Below are 16478 nucleotides of genomic sequence, written 5' to 3' on the forward strand. Positions count from 1 at the left end.
ATGAAACTGACCTATGAAGGCCTGAAGGACCGGACTGTCTGGGCTGCCGCAGGAATCGACCTTCCGGATTACGATCCGGAGGCAGTGAGCCTTCGCACCAGGGAACACCCCGTCTGGGTCCACCTGGGCATCGGCAACATTTTCCGCTTTTTCCTGGGTGGTATCGCCGACCGGCTCCTGCGGGAGAATCTGACGGACCGGGGCATCACCTGCGTGGAAACCTTCGACTATGAAATCGTGGATCGGATCTATCAGCCTTTTGACAACCTGGCCCTGGCTGTGACCCTGTACAAGGACGGGTCGCAGAAACGCCGGGTCCTGGGTTCCCTTTCCGAAGCTCTGGCCCTCCGCCCCGGGGACAAGGGGGCAAGAGACCGGCTTACACAGATCTTCACTGACTCCGGCCTGCAAATGGTCTCTTTTACCATTACGGAAAAGGGCTACGCCCTGCACGGCGCCGACGGCGGCTGGCTTGCCCCCGCTCTGAAGGACGCGCAGGAAGGGCCTGAGAAAGCCGGGACCGCCATGGGCCTGGTCACAGCCATGCTGGCGGAACGCTGGAAGGCCGGGAAGGCACCCCTGGCTCTGGTGAGCATGGACAATGTCTCCCAGAACGGCAAAAAACTCCGGGAAAGCGTTCTGGAGCTGGCCGGCTGCTGGGTAGAAAAAGGCTTTCTGCCCGCGGATTTCCTCGAATGGGTCTCGGATGAGGCCTGCGTCAGCTTCCCCTGGTCCATGATCGACAAGATAACGCCCCGCCCCGTCGAATCCGTAGCAGCGGCGCTGACGGAGGCAGGCGTAGAGAATATGGACATCCTTGTCACAAACAGGCAGACCTGGATCGCTCCTTTCGTCAATGCCGAAGAGCCCCAGTATCTGGTAGTGGAAGACCGTTTTCCCAACGGACGGCCGCCCCTGGAGAAGGCCGGTGTCTATATGACAGACCGGGTCACGGTGAACAAATCCGAGAGGATGAAGGTCACCGCCTGCCTCAACCCCATCCACACCGCAGTATGCACATTCGACCGCCTGCTGGGTTATGAGCTCTTTGCCGACGGCATGTCGGATCCGGAACTGAATGCCCTTGCCTGTAAAGTAGGCTATGACGAAGGCCTGCCCGTGGTGGAGAGCCCCGGCATTCTGGATCCCAAAGCCTTCCTGGACGAGGTCCTCACCCAGCGCTTCCCCAATGCGGGCCTGGGCGATACCAGCGCCCGGATCGCAGTGGACATCTCCCAGATGCTGGCGATCCGCTTCGGCGAGACCATCAAGGCAACTCAGGCGGCATACGGTTCCGCAGACCGCCTGGTCGGCATCCCTCTTGCCATCGCCGGATGGATCCGCTACCTGCTGGCAGTCGACGATACGGGAGCTCCCTTTGAGCTTTCTCCGGATCCCATGCTGCCCCAGCTCAAAGAACAGCTCAGCACACTTTGCTGGAATGATCCCGAAAGCCTGACCGGACAGTTGCAGCCCATCCTCTCCAACGAGCGCCTGTTTGGCGTAGATCTCTACGCCATCGGACTCGGAGACCGGATCGAGTCCATGGTCCGCTCCATGCTCTCCGGCCCCGGCGCTGTCCGCAGCACCCTTCAGGCTCATCTCTCCAAATGATGCCGACGCCCACTACACCAGTTTTTTACCTGCACGCAAAAGGCACAGGAAGGAGTATTCCCCTGGAACTGGTTACACCATACAGTTCCTGACCAGTGCGTTTGCCTGCCCGCCTCAGACCCGGGAATTGCCCGCAGATAATTTCCGACAATAACCATAGTAGTTTGGAAAGCGATCCGCCGGCAGTTCCTTACTGCGGCAGGAACAGACACACTGAACGAACCAGAATCAGAAAGGATTCTTTTATGAACATTCAGGAATTGAAAAAAATGGCAAATGAGGTCAGAAAGAACATCCTGGTGGCGACCCATGCCGCTAAATCCGGACACCCCGGTGGTTCTCTTTCTGCCGCTGAAGTTTATACCTATCTCTATTTCCAAGAGATGAACATCGATCCCAAAAACCCCAAAGACCCTGACCGTGACCGCTTCGTCCTGTCCAAGGGACACACGGCCCCGGGCCTTTATTCCACGCTTGCCCTCCGCGGCTATTTCCCCGCAGAGTGGCTCACGACCCTCCGGCAGACAGGATCGAACCTGCAGGGTCATCCCTGCATGGACCATACCCCCGGCATAGACCAGAACACCGGCTCCCTTGGACAGGGTGTTTCCTCTGCAGTCGGCATGGCCATGTTTGCCAAAATGAACGGCAAATCCTTCCGCACGTACGCCCTTCTGGGAGACGGCGAGATCGAGGAAGGCCTGGTATGGGAGGCTGCCATGTTTGCCGGCTACCGGAAACTGGACAACCTCTGCCTGATCGTAGACAACAACAATCTGCAGATCGACGGCCCCATCACCGAAGTATGCAGTCCCTATCCCATTGATGAGAAATTCCGTGCTTTTAACTTCCATGTGATCAATGTGGCAGACGGCAACGACATGGAGCAGATCGCGGCTGCCTTTAAGGAAGCCAGAGAGACCAAAGGCGCTCCTTCCGTCATCGTGATGAAGACCGTCAAGGGCAAAGGCGTATCCTATATGGAAAACCAGGTTTCCTGGCACGGCGTCGCGCCTGACGACGAGCAGTTCAGGATCGGAATGGAAGATCTGGAAAAGATCGGGGAGGCATTATGACAGCTGCAAAGAAAATCGCTACAAGAGAGAGCTACGGCAATGCCCTGGCTGAGCTCGGAAAAGAATTTCAAAATCTGGTAGTCCTGGATGCCGACCTCGCAGGCGCTACCAAAACCGGCGTCTTCAAAAAAGCCTTCCCTGAAAGGTTCGTCGACTGCGGTATCGCGGAGTGCGACCTGATGGGCATTGCAGCCGGCATGGCAACCTGCGGAGCTATTCCCTTTGCCTCCACTTTCGCCATGTTTGCTTCCGGCAGGGCTTATGAGATCGTCCGCAATTCCATCGGATATCCCCATCTGAATGTCAAGATCGGCGCAACACACGCGGGCATTTCCGTCGGCGAAGACGGCGCGTCCCACCAGTGCAACGAAGATCTGGCCCTGATGAGGACCATCCCCGGCATGACGATCATCGTTCCGTCCGATGACATTGAGTCCAAGGCAGCCGTCAGGGCAGCCATCGAGACAGATGGTCCCTTCTACCTGCGGTTCGGCAGGTTCGCGGTCCCGGTCATCAATGACAGACCGGATTACAAGTTTGAAGTCGGCAAGGGCATCGTCCTGCGCGAGGGCACGGACGTGACCATCGCTGCAACCGGCCTGTGCGTGTCCTCTGCCCTGGATGCGGCGGAAAAGCTCGCGGCAGACGGCATCTCCGCCGAAGTCATCAATTTCCACACGATCAAGCCCCTTGACAAGGAGCTTCTCATCGCATCCGCGAAAAAGACCGGCAAGGTCGTCACTGCGGAGGAACACTCCGTGATCGGCGGCCTCGGCGGCGCAGTCTGCGAAGCACTTTCCGAAGCAACCCCCACACCGGTCCTCAGGATCGGCATCCAGGATGTTTTCGGCGAATCCGGTCCCGCAGCAGAGCTTCTTCACAAGTACCAACTGGACGGCGAAGGAATCTATGATCAGGTCAAAGCCTGGATCAAATGATCCTCAGATCCGCGATAAGCGCGCGACAGAATAATACGTAACGAAAAAGCGCAGCTGTCCACCAACATGGACAGCTGCCCTTATTTAAGTAAGCAGGTCAGTCAAAAATTCATTCAGTCAAAATACAGTCATGAATGTTCTGTCAGGAAGTACCCGCTCAGGGAACACCTGGTCAGGGAATCCTCAGTCAGGAAAAACCACCGCGACCTTTCCACACTTTCCGCTCGCCATCAGTGCATACGCCTTATCAGCGTCCTTGAGTTCAAACCGGTGTGTGATCAGCTTGTCGGGATGGATGCCCCAGCGCACCAGATGCTCCACCAGCTCCTCCATGCGCCACAGGGAAGTGACCCAGGAGCCATAGATAGTCTTCTGGCCATGCATGATGTCCGGGGAAGGATTGAAGGTCACATCGTTGCCCTCGCCCAGCATCACCATTTTGCCCCATTCCCGCGTACAGCGGATGGCCAGCGCCCGGGCGGACGGATTGCCGGAGCAGTCCGCAGTGCGCTCGCAGCCATAGCCGCCTGTCACTTCCAGGATCTTGTTCTGACACTCTTCGGCATTCGCCGAATTAAACACATAGTCGGCAAGACCGAGATCCTTCGCCAGCTGCATACGGTCCTCGTCAACATCAGTACCGATGGTCATGTCACAGCCCATAGCTTTGGCCAGCATCAGGGCCGCCAGTCCCACCGGTCCCAGGCCGGTGACCAGGACCCGGTCGTTGCCCGAAATGCCGATCTTCATCAGGCCCTCGTAGACTGTGCCGAAGCCGCAGGCCACCTGTGCGCCGTCCTCGTAGGTCAGTTCATCCGGCAGGGCGATCAGATCCTTCTCGTCACACAGAATATAGGGAGCCATGCCGCCGTTGCGCTGCCAGCCATAGGCCGCGCGAAACGGGCTCTTGCAGGAGATGTAATAACCACGCCGACAGTCGTAGCACACACCGCAGCCGGAGATGTGATACACGATGACACGGTCACCCTTTTTGAAGCGTTTGAGGCCTTCCCCCTCGACTTCAATGATCCCACAGGGCTCGTGACCGGCGACCATGCCGAGCTGGTAACCCTCGGGTCCCTTACCCACATGGGCCCGATAGATAGCGCGGATATCCGATCCGCATATGGTCGAAGCTTTGGTCTTGACCACTACCTGACCGTAACCGGGAGTGGGCATGTCAAATTCCTTCATCTCCACAGTACTGTTGCCCGGGAGAATCGCGCCAAGCATCTTAACACTCATAAATCATACCTCCATTTTTGCGGTTATTCTGTGCGGTTTATCCTTCCGATCAATAAAAGTATAACCTTCCGCTTTCCCGGAGGTTAGATGCCGGGGTGACCAGTTTTTATTAAATTTGTCGTTTTTATATAAACTTGCGTTTTATGTCCGATATAAAGGATTTGTAATATAACCTTTGGGATAGAACAGGAATGTATTTATAATATGTCAGAAATCGAAAAAGAAAAAACACCCGGGAGAGAACCGGCGTTGGAAAATTTTGAATTCTCAAGCTCGTTCGAACTCGGTTCGCTATTGATCGAACCCGTGCACGTGCGTATAGAGGAACTTCATCCGGTCATCGCGGCGCATGCTCACTCCAACACCAGCTATGAGATCCATTATACCCTGAAGGGACAGGGCAGCGTGACCATAGATGGGCAGAGATATCCGGTAAAGGCCGGCACACTGTACATCACCGGACCCAGCGTGATCCATGCCCAGACCTCCGACCCCGGTTCGCCCATCACTGAATACTGCCTCTACCTCAATTGCAGGCAGACTTCATTTCATCAGCCGGGTTTCTTCGCACTGTTTGCTGAGACGACATTCTGGATCGGTCAGGATGAAGGCCGTCTCTTCCCGCTGCTCCGGCAGCTGATCGAAGAAAACAGACATCCGCTGCCCGGTACTGCGGAGATGTCTGAGACAATACTCAAGCAGATCATTATCGCGCTTACCCGTATATGCTGCCAGCCGCAGCAGGAAAAAACCGTTCCCGCGTCCATGCCGGCCATGACCTATACACGGCTGATGCCCATAATCGAAGACGCCTTTTTCTATCGCTATCAGACTCTGACGCTGGAAGAACTCGCATCGATCCTCCACCTGAGTATCCGCCAGACCCAGCGTTTTCTGCGGCGCAGCTTTGGCAAAACATTCTCTCAGAAGCTCAATGAAGCCAGAATAGCTGCGGCAGCCCAGCTTCTGCTGAATACCGGACTGAGCGTCACTGAGATCGGAGAACGCACAGGTTTTTCCTCTATTGAACATTTCTCGTCGTCCTTCAAGCGCTTCACGGGGTATTCTCCCACACAGTACAGGAAGGGGAGGAGCATATAATGGTTCCTATACCAAGGTCATCATCTCTTCTCTTCCCCTGTATGCGGACAAACTCACGGTTTCTGCAGAATCGTGAGTTTTTTTATAGCTGTTTTTTATACTTGATTCCAGTAAGAAAATCCTTCTACCGCACAAACCTGAGTGATATAATGATAATGATGAATCAACAGCTCTTTCTTTTCTGAAAGGAGAAATACTATGAAGTATGAATGTGGATTGTGCGGTTATATTTACGACCCTGCTACCGGCGATGAAGAGCATGGTTTAGCTGCCGGTGTAGCATTTGAAGATCTTCCCGACGATTGGGAATGTCCTCTTTGCGGCGCCGGAAAAGAAGAGTTTAAGCCTGCAGAATAAGAACATAACAGACAAAACATTACGGCAAAACAATACAGACAAAAACATTACAGGCAGGCAAAAGCGCCCTGTCGCAAAGCGTTTCGGCTTGTAAAGAAAAAATCAAAAAAGGGCAGTGGGGATGAGCAATCTCCCCACTGCCCCTTTTTTCAGTTTGTCTTCTCAGTCTGTCCGCCTGTTCCTTCTCTCCCGGCCTTCTTTGCGTCAGTTCTTTATCTCTCTGCCCCTTTTTGCATTTATTCCTTCATCTCCCTGACCTTCTTTGTCAGTGCAGGACAGATCACGTTCAGATCGGCAACGATCCCGTAATGGGCAACCCCAAAGATCGGTGCGTTGGGATCCGTATTTACCGCTACGATAATATCGGATTCCTTGATGCCGTTGACATGGGGGAGAGCGCCTGAAATACCAAAACCGATATACAGTTTCGGCGCAACCGTCTTTCCGGTTATACCGATCTGGTAATCTTTCGCGATCCAGCCCTCGTCTACAGCGGCCCGGCTTGCGCCGACACTGCCGCCAAGCGCAGCTGCCAGTTCATACAGCTGGCCGAATCCCTCCGCGCTGCCGACACCGCGGCCGCCCGCGACAATGATCTCCGCGTCCTCAATATTGGCTTTTGTCAGCTCATCGTCCGGGGTAAATCCCAGAAGCTGCGTGAGCAGGACCCCGGCAGGAATCTCGACAGCTTCTTCAATCACTTCTCCGCTTCTGCCGGTCTCAGGCTCTCCCAGCTTAAAGATGCCCGGCTTGAAGGTACCGATCATGGGATATTCTTCAATACAGATATTGGTATTGAGCCTGCCGTCATAGGACGGGCGGATCCAGTAAACACCGCTGCCCGTGGCGACTACGTCGGTACATTCACTGGCGATCCCGGCATGAAGACGCACACTTGCGGACGCCGCAAGATCCCGCCCCTCTGTCGTAGCACCGATCATCACGATTTTCGGTTCATATTTTTCCGCCAGTTTTTCCAGAATAAACGCCGCGCTCTCAAAGAAAAACTTCTGCCGCACGGTCATGACCTGATCAGCGCCGTTCTCAAAAGCAGCCTTTACAGCCTCTTCCGGTTCCGGATCGATGATCACGGCAACAGCCTTTTCAGAACTTCCCTCTGCCAGGGCCTTTGCCTTCTGCATCATTTCAAGGCAGACCCTCTTCGGCCGGCCGCCGGACAATTCAAAAAACACCCAGATATTCTGATTGCTCATGGTCTTCCTCCTCATATGCTTTTGATCAAAAGGCCGCATGTCCCTGCAATATTCCAACAAGCTCCGCGACAGCTGCTTCCGGATCCTCACCCGGAATCATCTGCCCCTTTTCAAGGGCAGGCGGCGGGAACAGCCCCATAACCTTCGAGGGGCTCTTTAAGCTCTCTGCCGGAATCTGCAGCTTCTCATTATCCATCACTTCCACAACCAGCTTTTTGGACGCTGTCCTGCCTCTGATACTTGGCTTCCTCGGTGTATTGGCATCCTCCGTGACGGAACAGACCAGCGGAAATACCGCAGTCAGCTTCTCATATCCGGTCCCGGCCTTGCGGTCGATCGTCAGGCCCGCCTCTCCGATCTCTATCTTGCAGGCATTGGTAAGAATGCCGTACCCCAGCATCGTGCCGAGCTTGGCCGGCACCTGCCCGGTCACACCGTCGATCGTGCTGGAGCCGCAGAAAATGGCGTCATACGGACCGGTCGCGTCAATAGCAGCCTTCAATACAGAAGCTGTCGCCAGCGTGTCTGCTCCGGCGAAAGCCTTGTCCGTCAGCCGGTACGCTGCCTTTACGCCCAGGGAGACGGCTTCACGCAGAATGTCCTCGCTGCTCTCCGGCCCCATGGTCATGGCAGTGACCTCGCCGCCTCTGGCATCAGCCAGCGCCAATGCCGCTTCGATCGCATGACGATCCGACGGATTCATCATCTTGCCGACACCGCTTCTGTCGATCGTCAGTTTCTCACGATCGATCTTGATTTCGGAGACCACCGGAACTTCTTTTAATAATACAAGTATTTTCATGGCACCCTCTTTCAATAGAAAACAAGAAAACATAAAAACGGGAAAACGACTAAATGCTAGCAGTTATTCAACTATAAAAATAATAAAACAGCTGTACAGAGAAAACAAGTAGGTACTAAAATTTCCCCTGATGTCCGCCTGGAGGGACATCTGAAGTGCTATCTTGAGACCAGGAAGAGGTCAGGAAAGGACAGCCGCCCTTTGTGAGAAAGATTTGAATGTATATAAATGTATATAAAATTTGTTGAAGAAAAAAGGAGGGAATATCATGAGCTCTGTCATCGGATACATGCCTATGCCCGCCGGCTTCCCCTATGCGGACGTTTATAAAAAGGGACGCCCACGGCATGGGATCCCGGGAAAACTGGCTACCTATGATACATTCTATATAAAACATCCGCCCATGGAAAACCGCCGCCGGGCAAAGATATTTGCCCCCTTTGACGCGCTCCGGGGATTTAATGACGCGATTGCCGCAAAGCGGGTCCTCTACGAAGACCAGAGGGAGCTTACGGAAAAAGAGATTGAAGATCTTGACCGCGAAATGACCCTCCTGCAGAAACTGGCAGACAGCAGGCGCCGGTCAGGAGAAAAGCCCCCGTCGATCTGCATCACCTATTTCCAGCCCTGTCAGGATCCGGAGAGCGACGCCTTCGGCAAAAAGGGGGCCTATGAGACTCTTACAGGCCGTCTCCGGAAGATCGATCCTCTGCAGCGCAGGATCATCCTTGACACGGGAGAAGCCGCCTTTCATACGATCCTGAAAATTGAGGGATTTAATAAAATTGAAGGATTTAATGATGAAAGGATTTAATGACGAAAGGGTTTAATGATGAAAGGACCTAATAATGAAAGGGTTTAAAATTGAAGTAGAAGGATTGTACAGAGAAGGATCATCCCGATAAGACGGATGATCCTTTAACCTCAATCTGACGTCTCCATTTAAAGTGCTCTGCCTGCTATGGCTTCTTTCACGGCAATGTGCTATTCTGTCCACAGGAGGATCGCCATGCTTGATACGTTCGTTTATAGATTTAAAAACCAGATCTGCTTCTATGTTGTCGGCACCAGGGAAGCCATACAGGATCTGTCTGCTTACGTGAATGCGCAGCAGAATACAAAGCACTTTTCCATCATGGATTTCGTGAAAAGAATCCAGTTCCACAATGTGTACTGCTGCGTGATAGCAGAAACCTTCCCTTACCGGATTCTCGAATTATACCTGATGATAAAACTGAGGATCAGAAAACGCCTGATCGACTTCGACAACTATCTGGAAGCCTTCTGTATTGCACATCCGGAGGAAGCCTGTAAAACTCTGCCCTTCCCCAGGGACGGCCTGGTTTCTGTCGTTAAGGGCAATCACTGGTTTTCAATCTATGAATCGGATGAGGCAGACGTCATCCAAAGGATCCTGAATGCTCCGGAGAAGGACGGATAATCCTTCTTCCCTTTTGTTTATCTCCTCTCCGCAGCCGGATCTCTTATCTTTACTTCATCCTTATTTGCCAGACCGGGCTTTTATGCCGCGGCTGAGCTTCTGTACTGCGGTCAGGGCCCTGGTCATATGGTCTGCCGGCACGTGTTCCCGGCAGGCACGGAGCAAGGGTTTTGTATTTTTTCCGGCAGAAAAGCGAAAATTCCCGTTGTGCCTGGTCTGCACTTCAAAGCGAGGGATCCATCTCCCGCCGAACGCAACATCCGCGACGATATAGTCGATCTCCTCCCAGGGGATCTGTATGTAATTCTCGACGTTTCTGTCATCATAAAATTCAAAGGACTTATCCCCGACCATAATCTTGCCGTAATTCTGCAGACCAAGAAAAGAAGTCCCGTTGCAGACATATTCAACCGTCTTGTTCATCGATTCTGCCATTTCGAATCTCCTGACACGCCCCCGCAGCAGCATGAGCCGTCTGCGGGGGCGCCCTTTAAACATATTCAATTCTTACATGATCACCCTCACGTGGAAAAGACTCTCATGATCCCAATCAAATGGAGAACTCTTACATGATTCCAATCACGCGCAGAACACTTACATGATCCCGATCACGTGCAGAACGATACCTACGACAAAGAGGCCGAGGATGATGACGATCGGGGAGACCTTCTTCTTGAGCAGGTACATGCACAGGAAGGTCAACAGCAGGCCTGCAAGGCCGGGTACCAGGGAATTCAGGTTGTCCTGCATTGTGGTAACCTTGACAGGATCCAGGGCCATGCCGGAGGTATACTGCATGAAGGCACTCTTGATGCCCTCGCCGCCCAGCGGAAGGCTTTCCCAGTCAATGAATGCGCCCTCGGAGAGAGTAACCTTGGAGACGACGAAGGGGAAACCGACGTTGACCCAGCGCTGAACCAGGGCACCCAGGACAAACATACCCAGGATGGAAGCGCCCTGTGTGACCTTCTGCAGAAGGCCGCCGGAAAGGTCTTTGGTGATCGCAGTACCGGCTTTATAGCCGAACTCCTGTGTATACCACAGGAATGCATAACGGATAACATTCCAGAGGACGAAGAAAAGGATAGGTCCGAGGATGTTGCCGCTCATTGCGAAGGAAGCAGCCAGAGCACCGAGGATGGGACGTACGGTGAACCAGAAAATAGGATCGCCGACACCTGCGAGAGGTCCCATCATACCGACCTTGACACCCTGGATCGCAGCGTCATCGACCGGTGCGCCGTTTGCGCGGTCCTCCTCCAGCGCCATAGTAACGCCGAGGATGGGAGCGCCCACATAAGGCTGTGTATTGAAGAACTCGAGATGGCGCTTGAGGGCTGCCGCCTGATCTTCTTTCGTAGAGTAAAGTCTTTTGATCGCGGGGATCATTGCGTAGCAGAAACCGCCGTTCTGCATACGCTCATAGTTCCAGGATCCCTGAAGGAATGTGGAACGCCAGCATACAGAAATTCTGTCCTGTTTTGTTAAAGAGACATTCTTTTCAGCCATTGCGTATTACCTCCTTCTCAATAATCGTTCAGGATATCGCCAAGGGGGTCACCGCTGCCGCCTGCCGCTGAGCCGCCTGCTGCACTGCCGCCTTTTTCAGACAGGTTCAGATAAATGAAAGCGATCGCGACTGCGATAATACCAAGGCCGATGAGGGTCAGGTTGGAAATAGCTGCAAGTGCAAAGCCGATGAAGAAGAAAGGCCACACTTCAGCAGTTGCCATCATGTTGATAACAAGTGCATAACCGACTGCAACGACCATGCCGCCGCCGATGGACATACCCTCTGTCAGCCATGCGGGCATGCTGTTCAGAAGATTTGAAACAACCTCAGCGGGGACGACGCAAAGGGCAGCTGCGGGGATCGCAATACGAAGGCCCTGCATGAAGATCGCGCCCCACTGCAGGATCTCGATCTTGCGGAAATCAGCGTTCTCAGCAGCTCTGTCCATGCCATGGACGATCGGGACTGCCAGTGTACGGGCAACCATGGTCAGGAACAGACCGGCGACTGCCAGCGGGATCGCGACTGCGATAGCCGTGGAAGCGCCCTGTGCGCCCTGTCCGCCCTTCATCAGGATGATGGCAGATGCAACGGAAGCCAGTGCCGCGTCAGGAGCAACTGCCGCGCCGATGTTTGCCCAGCCCATTGCGATCATCTGAAGGGAGCCGCCGAGGATGATGCCTGCCACAGGCTGTCCGCAGACGATGCCGATCAGTGTGCAGGCCACGAGAGGCTGATGGAACTGAAATTCATCCAGAATACCTTCCATGCCTGCAAAAAAAGCTACGATAATGACCAACACTATGGATATAGCGTTCATATATTACCTCCAAATACAGTTCATGTTCGTGTCACATCGCTATGATTATGCGTTTGCAAGCTCAGCGCGTGCCTTCTCTACGATTGCGTCCATGTCCTCTCTGTTATCAGCAGGAACCTTGCGGACATCAAACTTGATGCCGAGTTTCTTGAGTTCATCAAAGGTTTCGACATCTTCCTTACCGAGAGAAAGGACCTTATTGACTGCCACTTTGCCAAGTGAATGTGCCATGGAACCGACGTTGATCTCCTTGATGTCGACGCCGCCCTTGATCGCGCGGAGTGCATCCTGCGGTGTCTCGAACAGAAGCAGTGCTTTGGTTGCTCCGAATCTGGGATCCTTAGCGACCTGAATGATCTTGTCGATCGGAACAACGTTTGCCTTGACTCCGGGCGGTGCCGCCTGCTCGATCAGAGTCTTACGCAGATCATCGTGGGCAACTCCGTCAGAGCAGACAATGATGCGGGTCGGCTGAGTGGCCTTGGACCACGCCGTTGCAACCTGGCCGTGAAGAAGACGGGAATCGATGCGGGCAAGAACGTATTTGATATGGCCGTCTCCAAGGACTGTTCCCGGAGGAATAGCACCTGTGGGCTCTGCACCGCCTGCAGGTGCTGCAGGTGCAGGAGCTTCGTCAGCGGGCATCAGAGACTCAGGATGAGTCACAATACCCTCTCTGGCAGCACTTACGATTGCCGTAGCAACCTCTCCGGCCGTTTCAAAATCATCTCTTGCTCCATACGCTTCCGCGATCATAGGCAGGTTCATGCCTGTCACGATCGCCCATCCGGGATGGTCGGCGCTCAGCAGGAAGATCTGGTTATAAGGCGTACCGGCGAACAGGTCGCACATGAACAGCACGTTCTCAGGATCTTCGAGCTCCGCAACCGCTTTCTGGATCTTCTCGCGCAGGTCATCCGGCGTCTCGCCGTTGTGGAAAGTAACAGGCGTCACATCATCTGCTTCACCGAAAACCATGCATGCAGAGGAATAGATGCCTGTCGCAAAGTCACCATGACTTGCAAGGATAATCCCTACCATTATTAAACTCCCTTCTGTTTCATTAGTTGTGTATATGGACTCATAACACAAGCATGTATGGATAACAACTCTATTATATGGTTTATACATTTTTAATGTCAATATAATTCTTTTTTCAGTATTATTAACGAAAAAAAACGGTTATTTACTGCTTACTTTGGCAATGAAGCTTTGGAAGTCTCGCCTTTTTATTGCACTTTCGCCTCCAAAATAGTATCATATTAACAATGCAGCACTAATATCAGCAATGCAGCACTAATATCAGCAATGCAGCACTATAGTTTTATTTAACGGGAGGTATGAATACATATGGGTGTTAAAACCTTTTCTCGCGGTGATATCATTTTCCGGCAGGGCGATCCCGGGGATTGCATGTTTGATATTCAGTCCGGGGCTGTGGACATTTATGTGAATTTTGGCGGGACCAATGAAAAGAAGATCGCCGGGCTGTCCGCTGGAGATCTTTTCGGAGAAATGAGCCTCATCGATTACTCTCCCCGCTCAGCTACAGCAGTAGTCAGTGCGGATGACACTGAAATAAGGGATATCTCCAAGGACGAGTTCGTGGCTTTTTTCAAGAAAGAGCCTATCAAAATCATCAATCTTCTGCAGCAGATGTGTGACCGCGTTACAAAAACAACTCAGGATTACCTGGAGGCTTGCCGGACTCTTTATGAGCGTCAGGAGACCGGTGCGGAAAAGGATGCGGATCTGCAGGCCAGAATCCGGAAATTTTCCAATCTGCACAAGGATTTCGATTCTCGTGTGAATGCTTAAAGGGAGGTCTTATCATGAACAGTAAAGAATTTAAGAGCGGTCAGGTAATCTTTAAGCAGGGGGATTCAGAGCTCTGCATGTACGATATCCAGAAAGGCAGGGTCGGTATTTATTCCGAATACGGCACACCGGCGGAAAAGCTGATCGCGGAGCTTTCCATTGGAGAAGTCGTCGGAGACAGAGGCCTGCTTGAGCGCACCCCCCGCTCTGCCACTGCTGTTGCTCTCGAGGACGACACCATCCTTATGGAGATCAGGGAGGAAAACCTGAAAGATTACTTCCTGAAGGAGCCTGAAAAGCTCCTCCTGCTCATGCGCAATCTCAGCGATCGTCTTCGCAAGATCAATGGCAAACTTGCAGATGTCTGCCGCAAAATCTATGAGGCTGAAAACGCCTGAAAACCCGCGATCCATTGATCCATTACACCAGCTGTGTCAAACAGACTCCCGCGCGGCGGTACTGCCCTGCACGGGAGTTTTCCTATTACAAGAAATAAATCAAGAGTAAATCAGGTATTGCAGGAACGGAGCGGTTACATAAGAGTAAAATATAGATCACAAGTGTAACAGGTTTTCAGGAGTAATACAGGTACTGTTAAAGGAGAAAAAGCGAAAATGTTTACAGAAAAGGGCTGCCTGCGCTTCAAAGTGCTGGGGACAAGGGGATCCATGGCAGTCACCCGGAAAGATCAGCAGTTCTTCGGCGGCAATACTTCCTGCTACATGATCCAGGCGGGAGAAGAGACCGTGTTTTTCGATGCCGGAAGCGGACTTCTGAACGCTCCTGTGGATTTTCCCCGCCCTCCCCACATTCTGCTGAGCCATCTGCATCTGGATCATGTGCTCGGGCTGGGCATGTATTCCCGTCTCTCGCTAAAAGACCGGGAAACCCTGATCTACGTGCCCGCCGGTTATGGAAAAGATCCTGCCCGATTCCTCAGCGGCATATTTTCTCCACCCTACTGGCCTGTCTCCCTGGACTCCTACAGCGGAACGGTCCGGATTCTTCCGCTCACATTTCCGCTCAGAATCGGTGACCTGCTCATAGAGGGCGTCCCGGGCTGTCACCCGGGAGGAAATTTCATATTCAGGCTCAGCTGGCAGGACAGGCACATCGTCTATGCCAGCGACTATGAATACGAAACAGCGTCCTTTCTCCGCCTCATAAAAATGTCGGACGGAGCCGACCTTGTCCTCTTAGACAGCCAATATGCTGCCAGTGAACTGGAGCAGCGCACAGGATTCGGCCACTCCAGTCCGGAGCTCGGCCTGAAACTGATGGAACGATGCGAAATCGCCCACCTGCTGCTGGTCCATCACGATCCCCAGAGGACAGACGAACAGCTTCTTGCATGGGAAGCAGAAATCGCTCGCAAAGACATACACTTCGCTAGAGAAGGAGAGGAGATCCTGCTATGAAAGAATGGCACAGTGACAGAGTAATGGAACTCTTGAAAGAAAACCTGGTCCTGAAGGAATCTCTCCAGAAAAGGGAGACCTTCATACGCCGCACCTTCGGGAGATATTTGACCGATGAAGTACTTGAAGAACTCCTCAATGACAGCAATGGGCTCCGCATCGGCGGAGAGCGCCGGGAAGTGACAATTCTAATTTCCGACATCCGCCAGTCTACAGAGCTCTCCGAGAAAATGGACCCTGTCAGCTTCTTTCGCATGCTCAACCATTATTTCGAAGAAATGATCGAGATCATCAACGCCTGGCGGGGGAATATTCTGGACTTTGTAGGAGATTCCATCGTTGCGGTCTTCGGTGCTCCAAAGCCCAATGAATTATCCGCGCGTGACGCGACGGCCTGCGCGGTCGCCATGCAGAGACGGATGAAAGCTGTGAACGAATGGAATCTGTCACAGGAATATCCCGAGATCTCCATGGGTATCGGGATCCATACCGGTGAAGCGATTCTGGGCAACATCGGCTCCATGACCAGAGCCAAATATGATATGATCGGAAGAAATGTCAACCTGGCTTCCCGCATTCAGGGCTTTACAAAGGCCGGCCAGATCCTGGTCTCAGACGAGACCCTGAACGCCGCAGGCAGCCTGGTCGTGGAAAACGAAGCCGGAGCTATGCTCGTCAGTCCCAAGGGTATCCAGAATGACGTCCGCCTCCATGATATCGTCGGCTTCGGCGACAAGCTCCTGTGATCTCACACAACTGTTATGTTAACTAAATCAGATGAACCTCCACCCCCATGCGGTGCTGAACCGCGTCCTTTGGAGGTGGTATCAAAGCCCCTTCGGGCTTTAGAAACCCTCCGGTTTTCTGATATCTGACCGTCGTGCCGGTTTCCCCTTCCGGACCGTTCCCGGCCGGCCGTACGAGTACGGGACTGTCCATGAGCCCCTTATCCGTCGGGATCTTCCACAGCTCTCCCTCCGGAATACTTTCTGCGGATCTTTACGCGGTCCGCGCGCGCTGCAGGGCTTTAAAGCCCATGGTCTCCGGATGAGCAAGGAAACGGAAGTCCTCCGTCCCCTCCCATGCGCCCGGGACCGCCTTCCTCAGGATGTTCGCTGCCG

18 protein-coding genes are annotated in these 16478 nt (G+C 53.2%); 11 read left to right on the plus strand and 7 right to left on the minus strand.

All coding sequences use genetic code 11. The features are described from left to right. The 3 genes from BLT02_RS04040 to BLT02_RS04050 all read left to right on the plus strand — a co-directional run bounded on the left by BLT02_RS04040 (position 1) and on the right by BLT02_RS04050 (position 3628). Positions 1-1614 carry a mannitol dehydrogenase family protein gene (locus tag BLT02_RS04040; protein WP_092991820.1) on the plus strand — a complete coding sequence of 538 codons (1614 nt, stop codon included), beginning with the start codon at positions 1-3 and terminating at the stop codon, positions 1612-1614. A 245-nt stretch (positions 1615-1859) separates the two neighbouring features. After that, a complete protein-coding gene (locus BLT02_RS04045; RefSeq protein ID WP_092991873.1) occupies positions 1860-2690 on the plus strand; it encodes a transketolase in 831 nt (276 codons plus the stop codon). Beyond that, positions 2687-3628, plus strand: a complete 942-nt coding sequence (locus tag BLT02_RS04050) for a transketolase family protein (RefSeq protein ID WP_092991822.1) — start codon at positions 2687-2689, stop codon at positions 3626-3628. Before BLT02_RS04045 ends, BLT02_RS04050 begins: the two co-directional genes overlap by 4 nt. Positions 3629-3811: 183 nt before the next feature. On the opposite strand, the gene BLT02_RS04055 is transcribed toward BLT02_RS04050, so the two are convergent. Beyond that, positions 3812-4873: a zinc-dependent alcohol dehydrogenase family protein gene (locus BLT02_RS04055; RefSeq protein WP_092991824.1), complete on the minus strand. Its 1062-nt coding sequence runs from the start codon at positions 4871-4873 to the stop codon at positions 3812-3814. 249 nt (positions 4874-5122) lie between these two features. On the opposite strand from BLT02_RS04055, the gene BLT02_RS04060 reads away from it, so the two are divergent. Together BLT02_RS04060 and rd are read left to right on the plus strand one after the other, a co-directional pair. Beyond that, positions 5123-5974, plus strand: coding sequence for an AraC family transcriptional regulator (locus BLT02_RS04060; RefSeq protein WP_175453684.1), 852 nt, complete (start codon positions 5123-5125; stop codon positions 5972-5974). A 198-nt stretch (positions 5975-6172) separates the two neighbouring features. Beyond that, the gene (gene rd, locus BLT02_RS04065) at positions 6173-6331 is read left to right on the plus strand and encodes a rubredoxin (protein ID WP_092991829.1); all 159 of its coding nucleotides are present in this window, start codon (positions 6173-6175) and stop codon (positions 6329-6331) included. 236 nt (positions 6332-6567) lie between these two features. Here rd and BLT02_RS04070 read toward each other — a convergent pair whose 3' ends face one another. Beyond that, complete coding sequence (locus BLT02_RS04070; RefSeq protein WP_092991832.1) at positions 6568-7545, minus strand: electron transfer flavoprotein subunit alpha/FixB family protein; 978 nt, start codon at positions 7543-7545, stop codon at positions 6568-6570. 25 nt (positions 7546-7570) lie between these two features. After that, entirely contained in the window at positions 7571-8347 is a 777-nt protein-coding gene (locus BLT02_RS04075; RefSeq protein WP_175453685.1) for an electron transfer flavoprotein subunit beta/FixA family protein, read from the minus strand. Positions 8348-8615: 268 nt separating this feature from the next. Between BLT02_RS04075 and BLT02_RS04080 the strand changes: the two genes are divergently transcribed. Both BLT02_RS04080 and BLT02_RS04085 read left to right on the plus strand, forming a co-directional pair. Continuing rightward, complete coding sequence (locus BLT02_RS04080) at positions 8616-9161, plus strand: YolD-like family protein (protein WP_092991836.1); 546 nt, start codon at positions 8616-8618, stop codon at positions 9159-9161. Positions 9162-9356: 195 nt separating this feature from the next. Beyond that, entirely contained in the window at positions 9357-9788 is a 432-nt protein-coding gene (locus BLT02_RS04085) for a hypothetical protein (RefSeq protein WP_092991838.1), read from the plus strand. A gap of 60 nt (positions 9789-9848) precedes the next feature. Here BLT02_RS04085 and BLT02_RS04090 read toward each other — a convergent pair whose 3' ends face one another. The 4 genes from BLT02_RS04090 to BLT02_RS04105 form a co-directional block, all read right to left on the minus strand. Then, entirely contained in the window at positions 9849-10223 is a 375-nt protein-coding gene (locus BLT02_RS04090) for a DUF956 family protein (RefSeq protein WP_092991840.1), read from the minus strand. A 159-nt stretch (positions 10224-10382) separates the two neighbouring features. After that, entirely contained in the window at positions 10383-11297 is a 915-nt protein-coding gene (locus tag BLT02_RS04095) for a PTS system mannose/fructose/sorbose family transporter subunit IID (protein ID WP_092991842.1), read from the minus strand. 17 nt (positions 11298-11314) lie between these two features. Further along, positions 11315-12121, minus strand: a complete 807-nt coding sequence (locus BLT02_RS04100) for a PTS mannose/fructose/sorbose transporter subunit IIC (RefSeq protein ID WP_092991844.1) — start codon at positions 12119-12121, stop codon at positions 11315-11317. Positions 12122-12166: 45 nt separating this feature from the next. Then, the gene (locus BLT02_RS04105; RefSeq protein ID WP_092991846.1) at positions 12167-13162 is read right to left on the minus strand and encodes a PTS sugar transporter subunit IIB; all 996 of its coding nucleotides are present in this window, start codon (positions 13160-13162) and stop codon (positions 12167-12169) included. Positions 13163-13471: 309 nt separating this feature from the next. On the opposite strand from BLT02_RS04105, the gene BLT02_RS04110 reads away from it, so the two are divergent. From BLT02_RS04110 to BLT02_RS04125, 4 genes are all read left to right on the plus strand, one after another. Continuing rightward, positions 13472-13939, plus strand: coding sequence for a cyclic nucleotide-binding domain-containing protein (locus tag BLT02_RS04110; RefSeq protein ID WP_092991848.1), 468 nt, complete (start codon positions 13472-13474; stop codon positions 13937-13939). Positions 13940-13953: 14 nt separating this feature from the next. Continuing rightward, positions 13954-14337 carry a cyclic nucleotide-binding domain-containing protein gene (locus BLT02_RS04115; RefSeq protein WP_092991850.1) on the plus strand — a complete coding sequence of 128 codons (384 nt, stop codon included), beginning with the start codon at positions 13954-13956 and terminating at the stop codon, positions 14335-14337. A gap of 216 nt (positions 14338-14553) precedes the next feature. Beyond that, a complete protein-coding gene (locus tag BLT02_RS04120; protein WP_092991853.1) occupies positions 14554-15357 on the plus strand; it encodes an MBL fold metallo-hydrolase in 804 nt (267 codons plus the stop codon). Then, the gene (locus BLT02_RS04125) at positions 15354-16103 is read left to right on the plus strand and encodes an adenylate/guanylate cyclase domain-containing protein (protein WP_092991855.1); all 750 of its coding nucleotides are present in this window, start codon (positions 15354-15356) and stop codon (positions 16101-16103) included. The genes BLT02_RS04120 and BLT02_RS04125 overlap by 4 nt, the downstream gene beginning before the upstream one ends. Positions 16104-16478 lie beyond the last annotated feature (375 nt).

The sequence above is a fragment of the Sarcina sp. DSM 11001 genome, from assembly GCF_900101015.1.
Classification (GTDB): domain Bacteria; phylum Bacillota; class Clostridia; order Lachnospirales; family Lachnospiraceae; genus CAG-791.

Coding starts and splice junctions, on each gene's coding strand:
- BLT02_RS04040 (WP_092991820.1), top strand. CDS start 1: ATGAAACTGACCTATGAAGGCCTGAAGGACCGGACTGTCTGGGCTGCC.
- BLT02_RS04045 (WP_092991873.1), top strand. CDS start 1,860: ATGAACATTCAGGAATTGAAAAAAATGGCAAATGAGGTCAGAAAGAAC.
- BLT02_RS04050 (WP_092991822.1), top strand. CDS start 2,687: ATGACAGCTGCAAAGAAAATCGCTACAAGAGAGAGCTACGGCAATGCC.
- BLT02_RS04055 (WP_092991824.1), bottom strand. CDS start 4,873: ATGAGTGTTAAGATGCTTGGCGCGATTCTCCCGGGCAACAGTACTGTG.
- rd (WP_092991829.1), top strand. CDS start 6,173: ATGAAGTATGAATGTGGATTGTGCGGTTATATTTACGACCCTGCTACC.
- BLT02_RS04070 (WP_092991832.1), bottom strand. CDS start 7,545: ATGAGCAATCAGAATATCTGGGTGTTTTTTGAATTGTCCGGCGGCCGG.
- BLT02_RS04075 (WP_175453685.1), bottom strand. CDS start 8,347: ATGAAAATACTTGTATTATTAAAAGAAGTTCCGGTGGTCTCCGAAATC.
- BLT02_RS04080 (WP_092991836.1), top strand. CDS start 8,616: ATGAGCTCTGTCATCGGATACATGCCTATGCCCGCCGGCTTCCCCTAT.
- BLT02_RS04085 (WP_092991838.1), top strand. CDS start 9,357: ATGCTTGATACGTTCGTTTATAGATTTAAAAACCAGATCTGCTTCTAT.
- BLT02_RS04090 (WP_092991840.1), bottom strand. CDS start 10,223: ATGGCAGAATCGATGAACAAGACGGTTGAATATGTCTGCAACGGGACT.
- BLT02_RS04095 (WP_092991842.1), bottom strand. CDS start 11,297: ATGGCTGAAAAGAATGTCTCTTTAACAAAACAGGACAGAATTTCTGTA.
- BLT02_RS04100 (WP_092991844.1), bottom strand. CDS start 12,121: ATGAACGCTATATCCATAGTGTTGGTCATTATCGTAGCTTTTTTTGCA.
- BLT02_RS04105 (WP_092991846.1), bottom strand. CDS start 13,162: ATGGTAGGGATTATCCTTGCAAGTCATGGTGACTTTGCGACAGGCATC.
- BLT02_RS04110 (WP_092991848.1), top strand. CDS start 13,472: ATGGGTGTTAAAACCTTTTCTCGCGGTGATATCATTTTCCGGCAGGGC.
- BLT02_RS04115 (WP_092991850.1), top strand. CDS start 13,954: ATGAACAGTAAAGAATTTAAGAGCGGTCAGGTAATCTTTAAGCAGGGG.
- BLT02_RS04120 (WP_092991853.1), top strand. CDS start 14,554: ATGTTTACAGAAAAGGGCTGCCTGCGCTTCAAAGTGCTGGGGACAAGG.
- BLT02_RS04125 (WP_092991855.1), top strand. CDS start 15,354: ATGAAAGAATGGCACAGTGACAGAGTAATGGAACTCTTGAAAGAAAAC.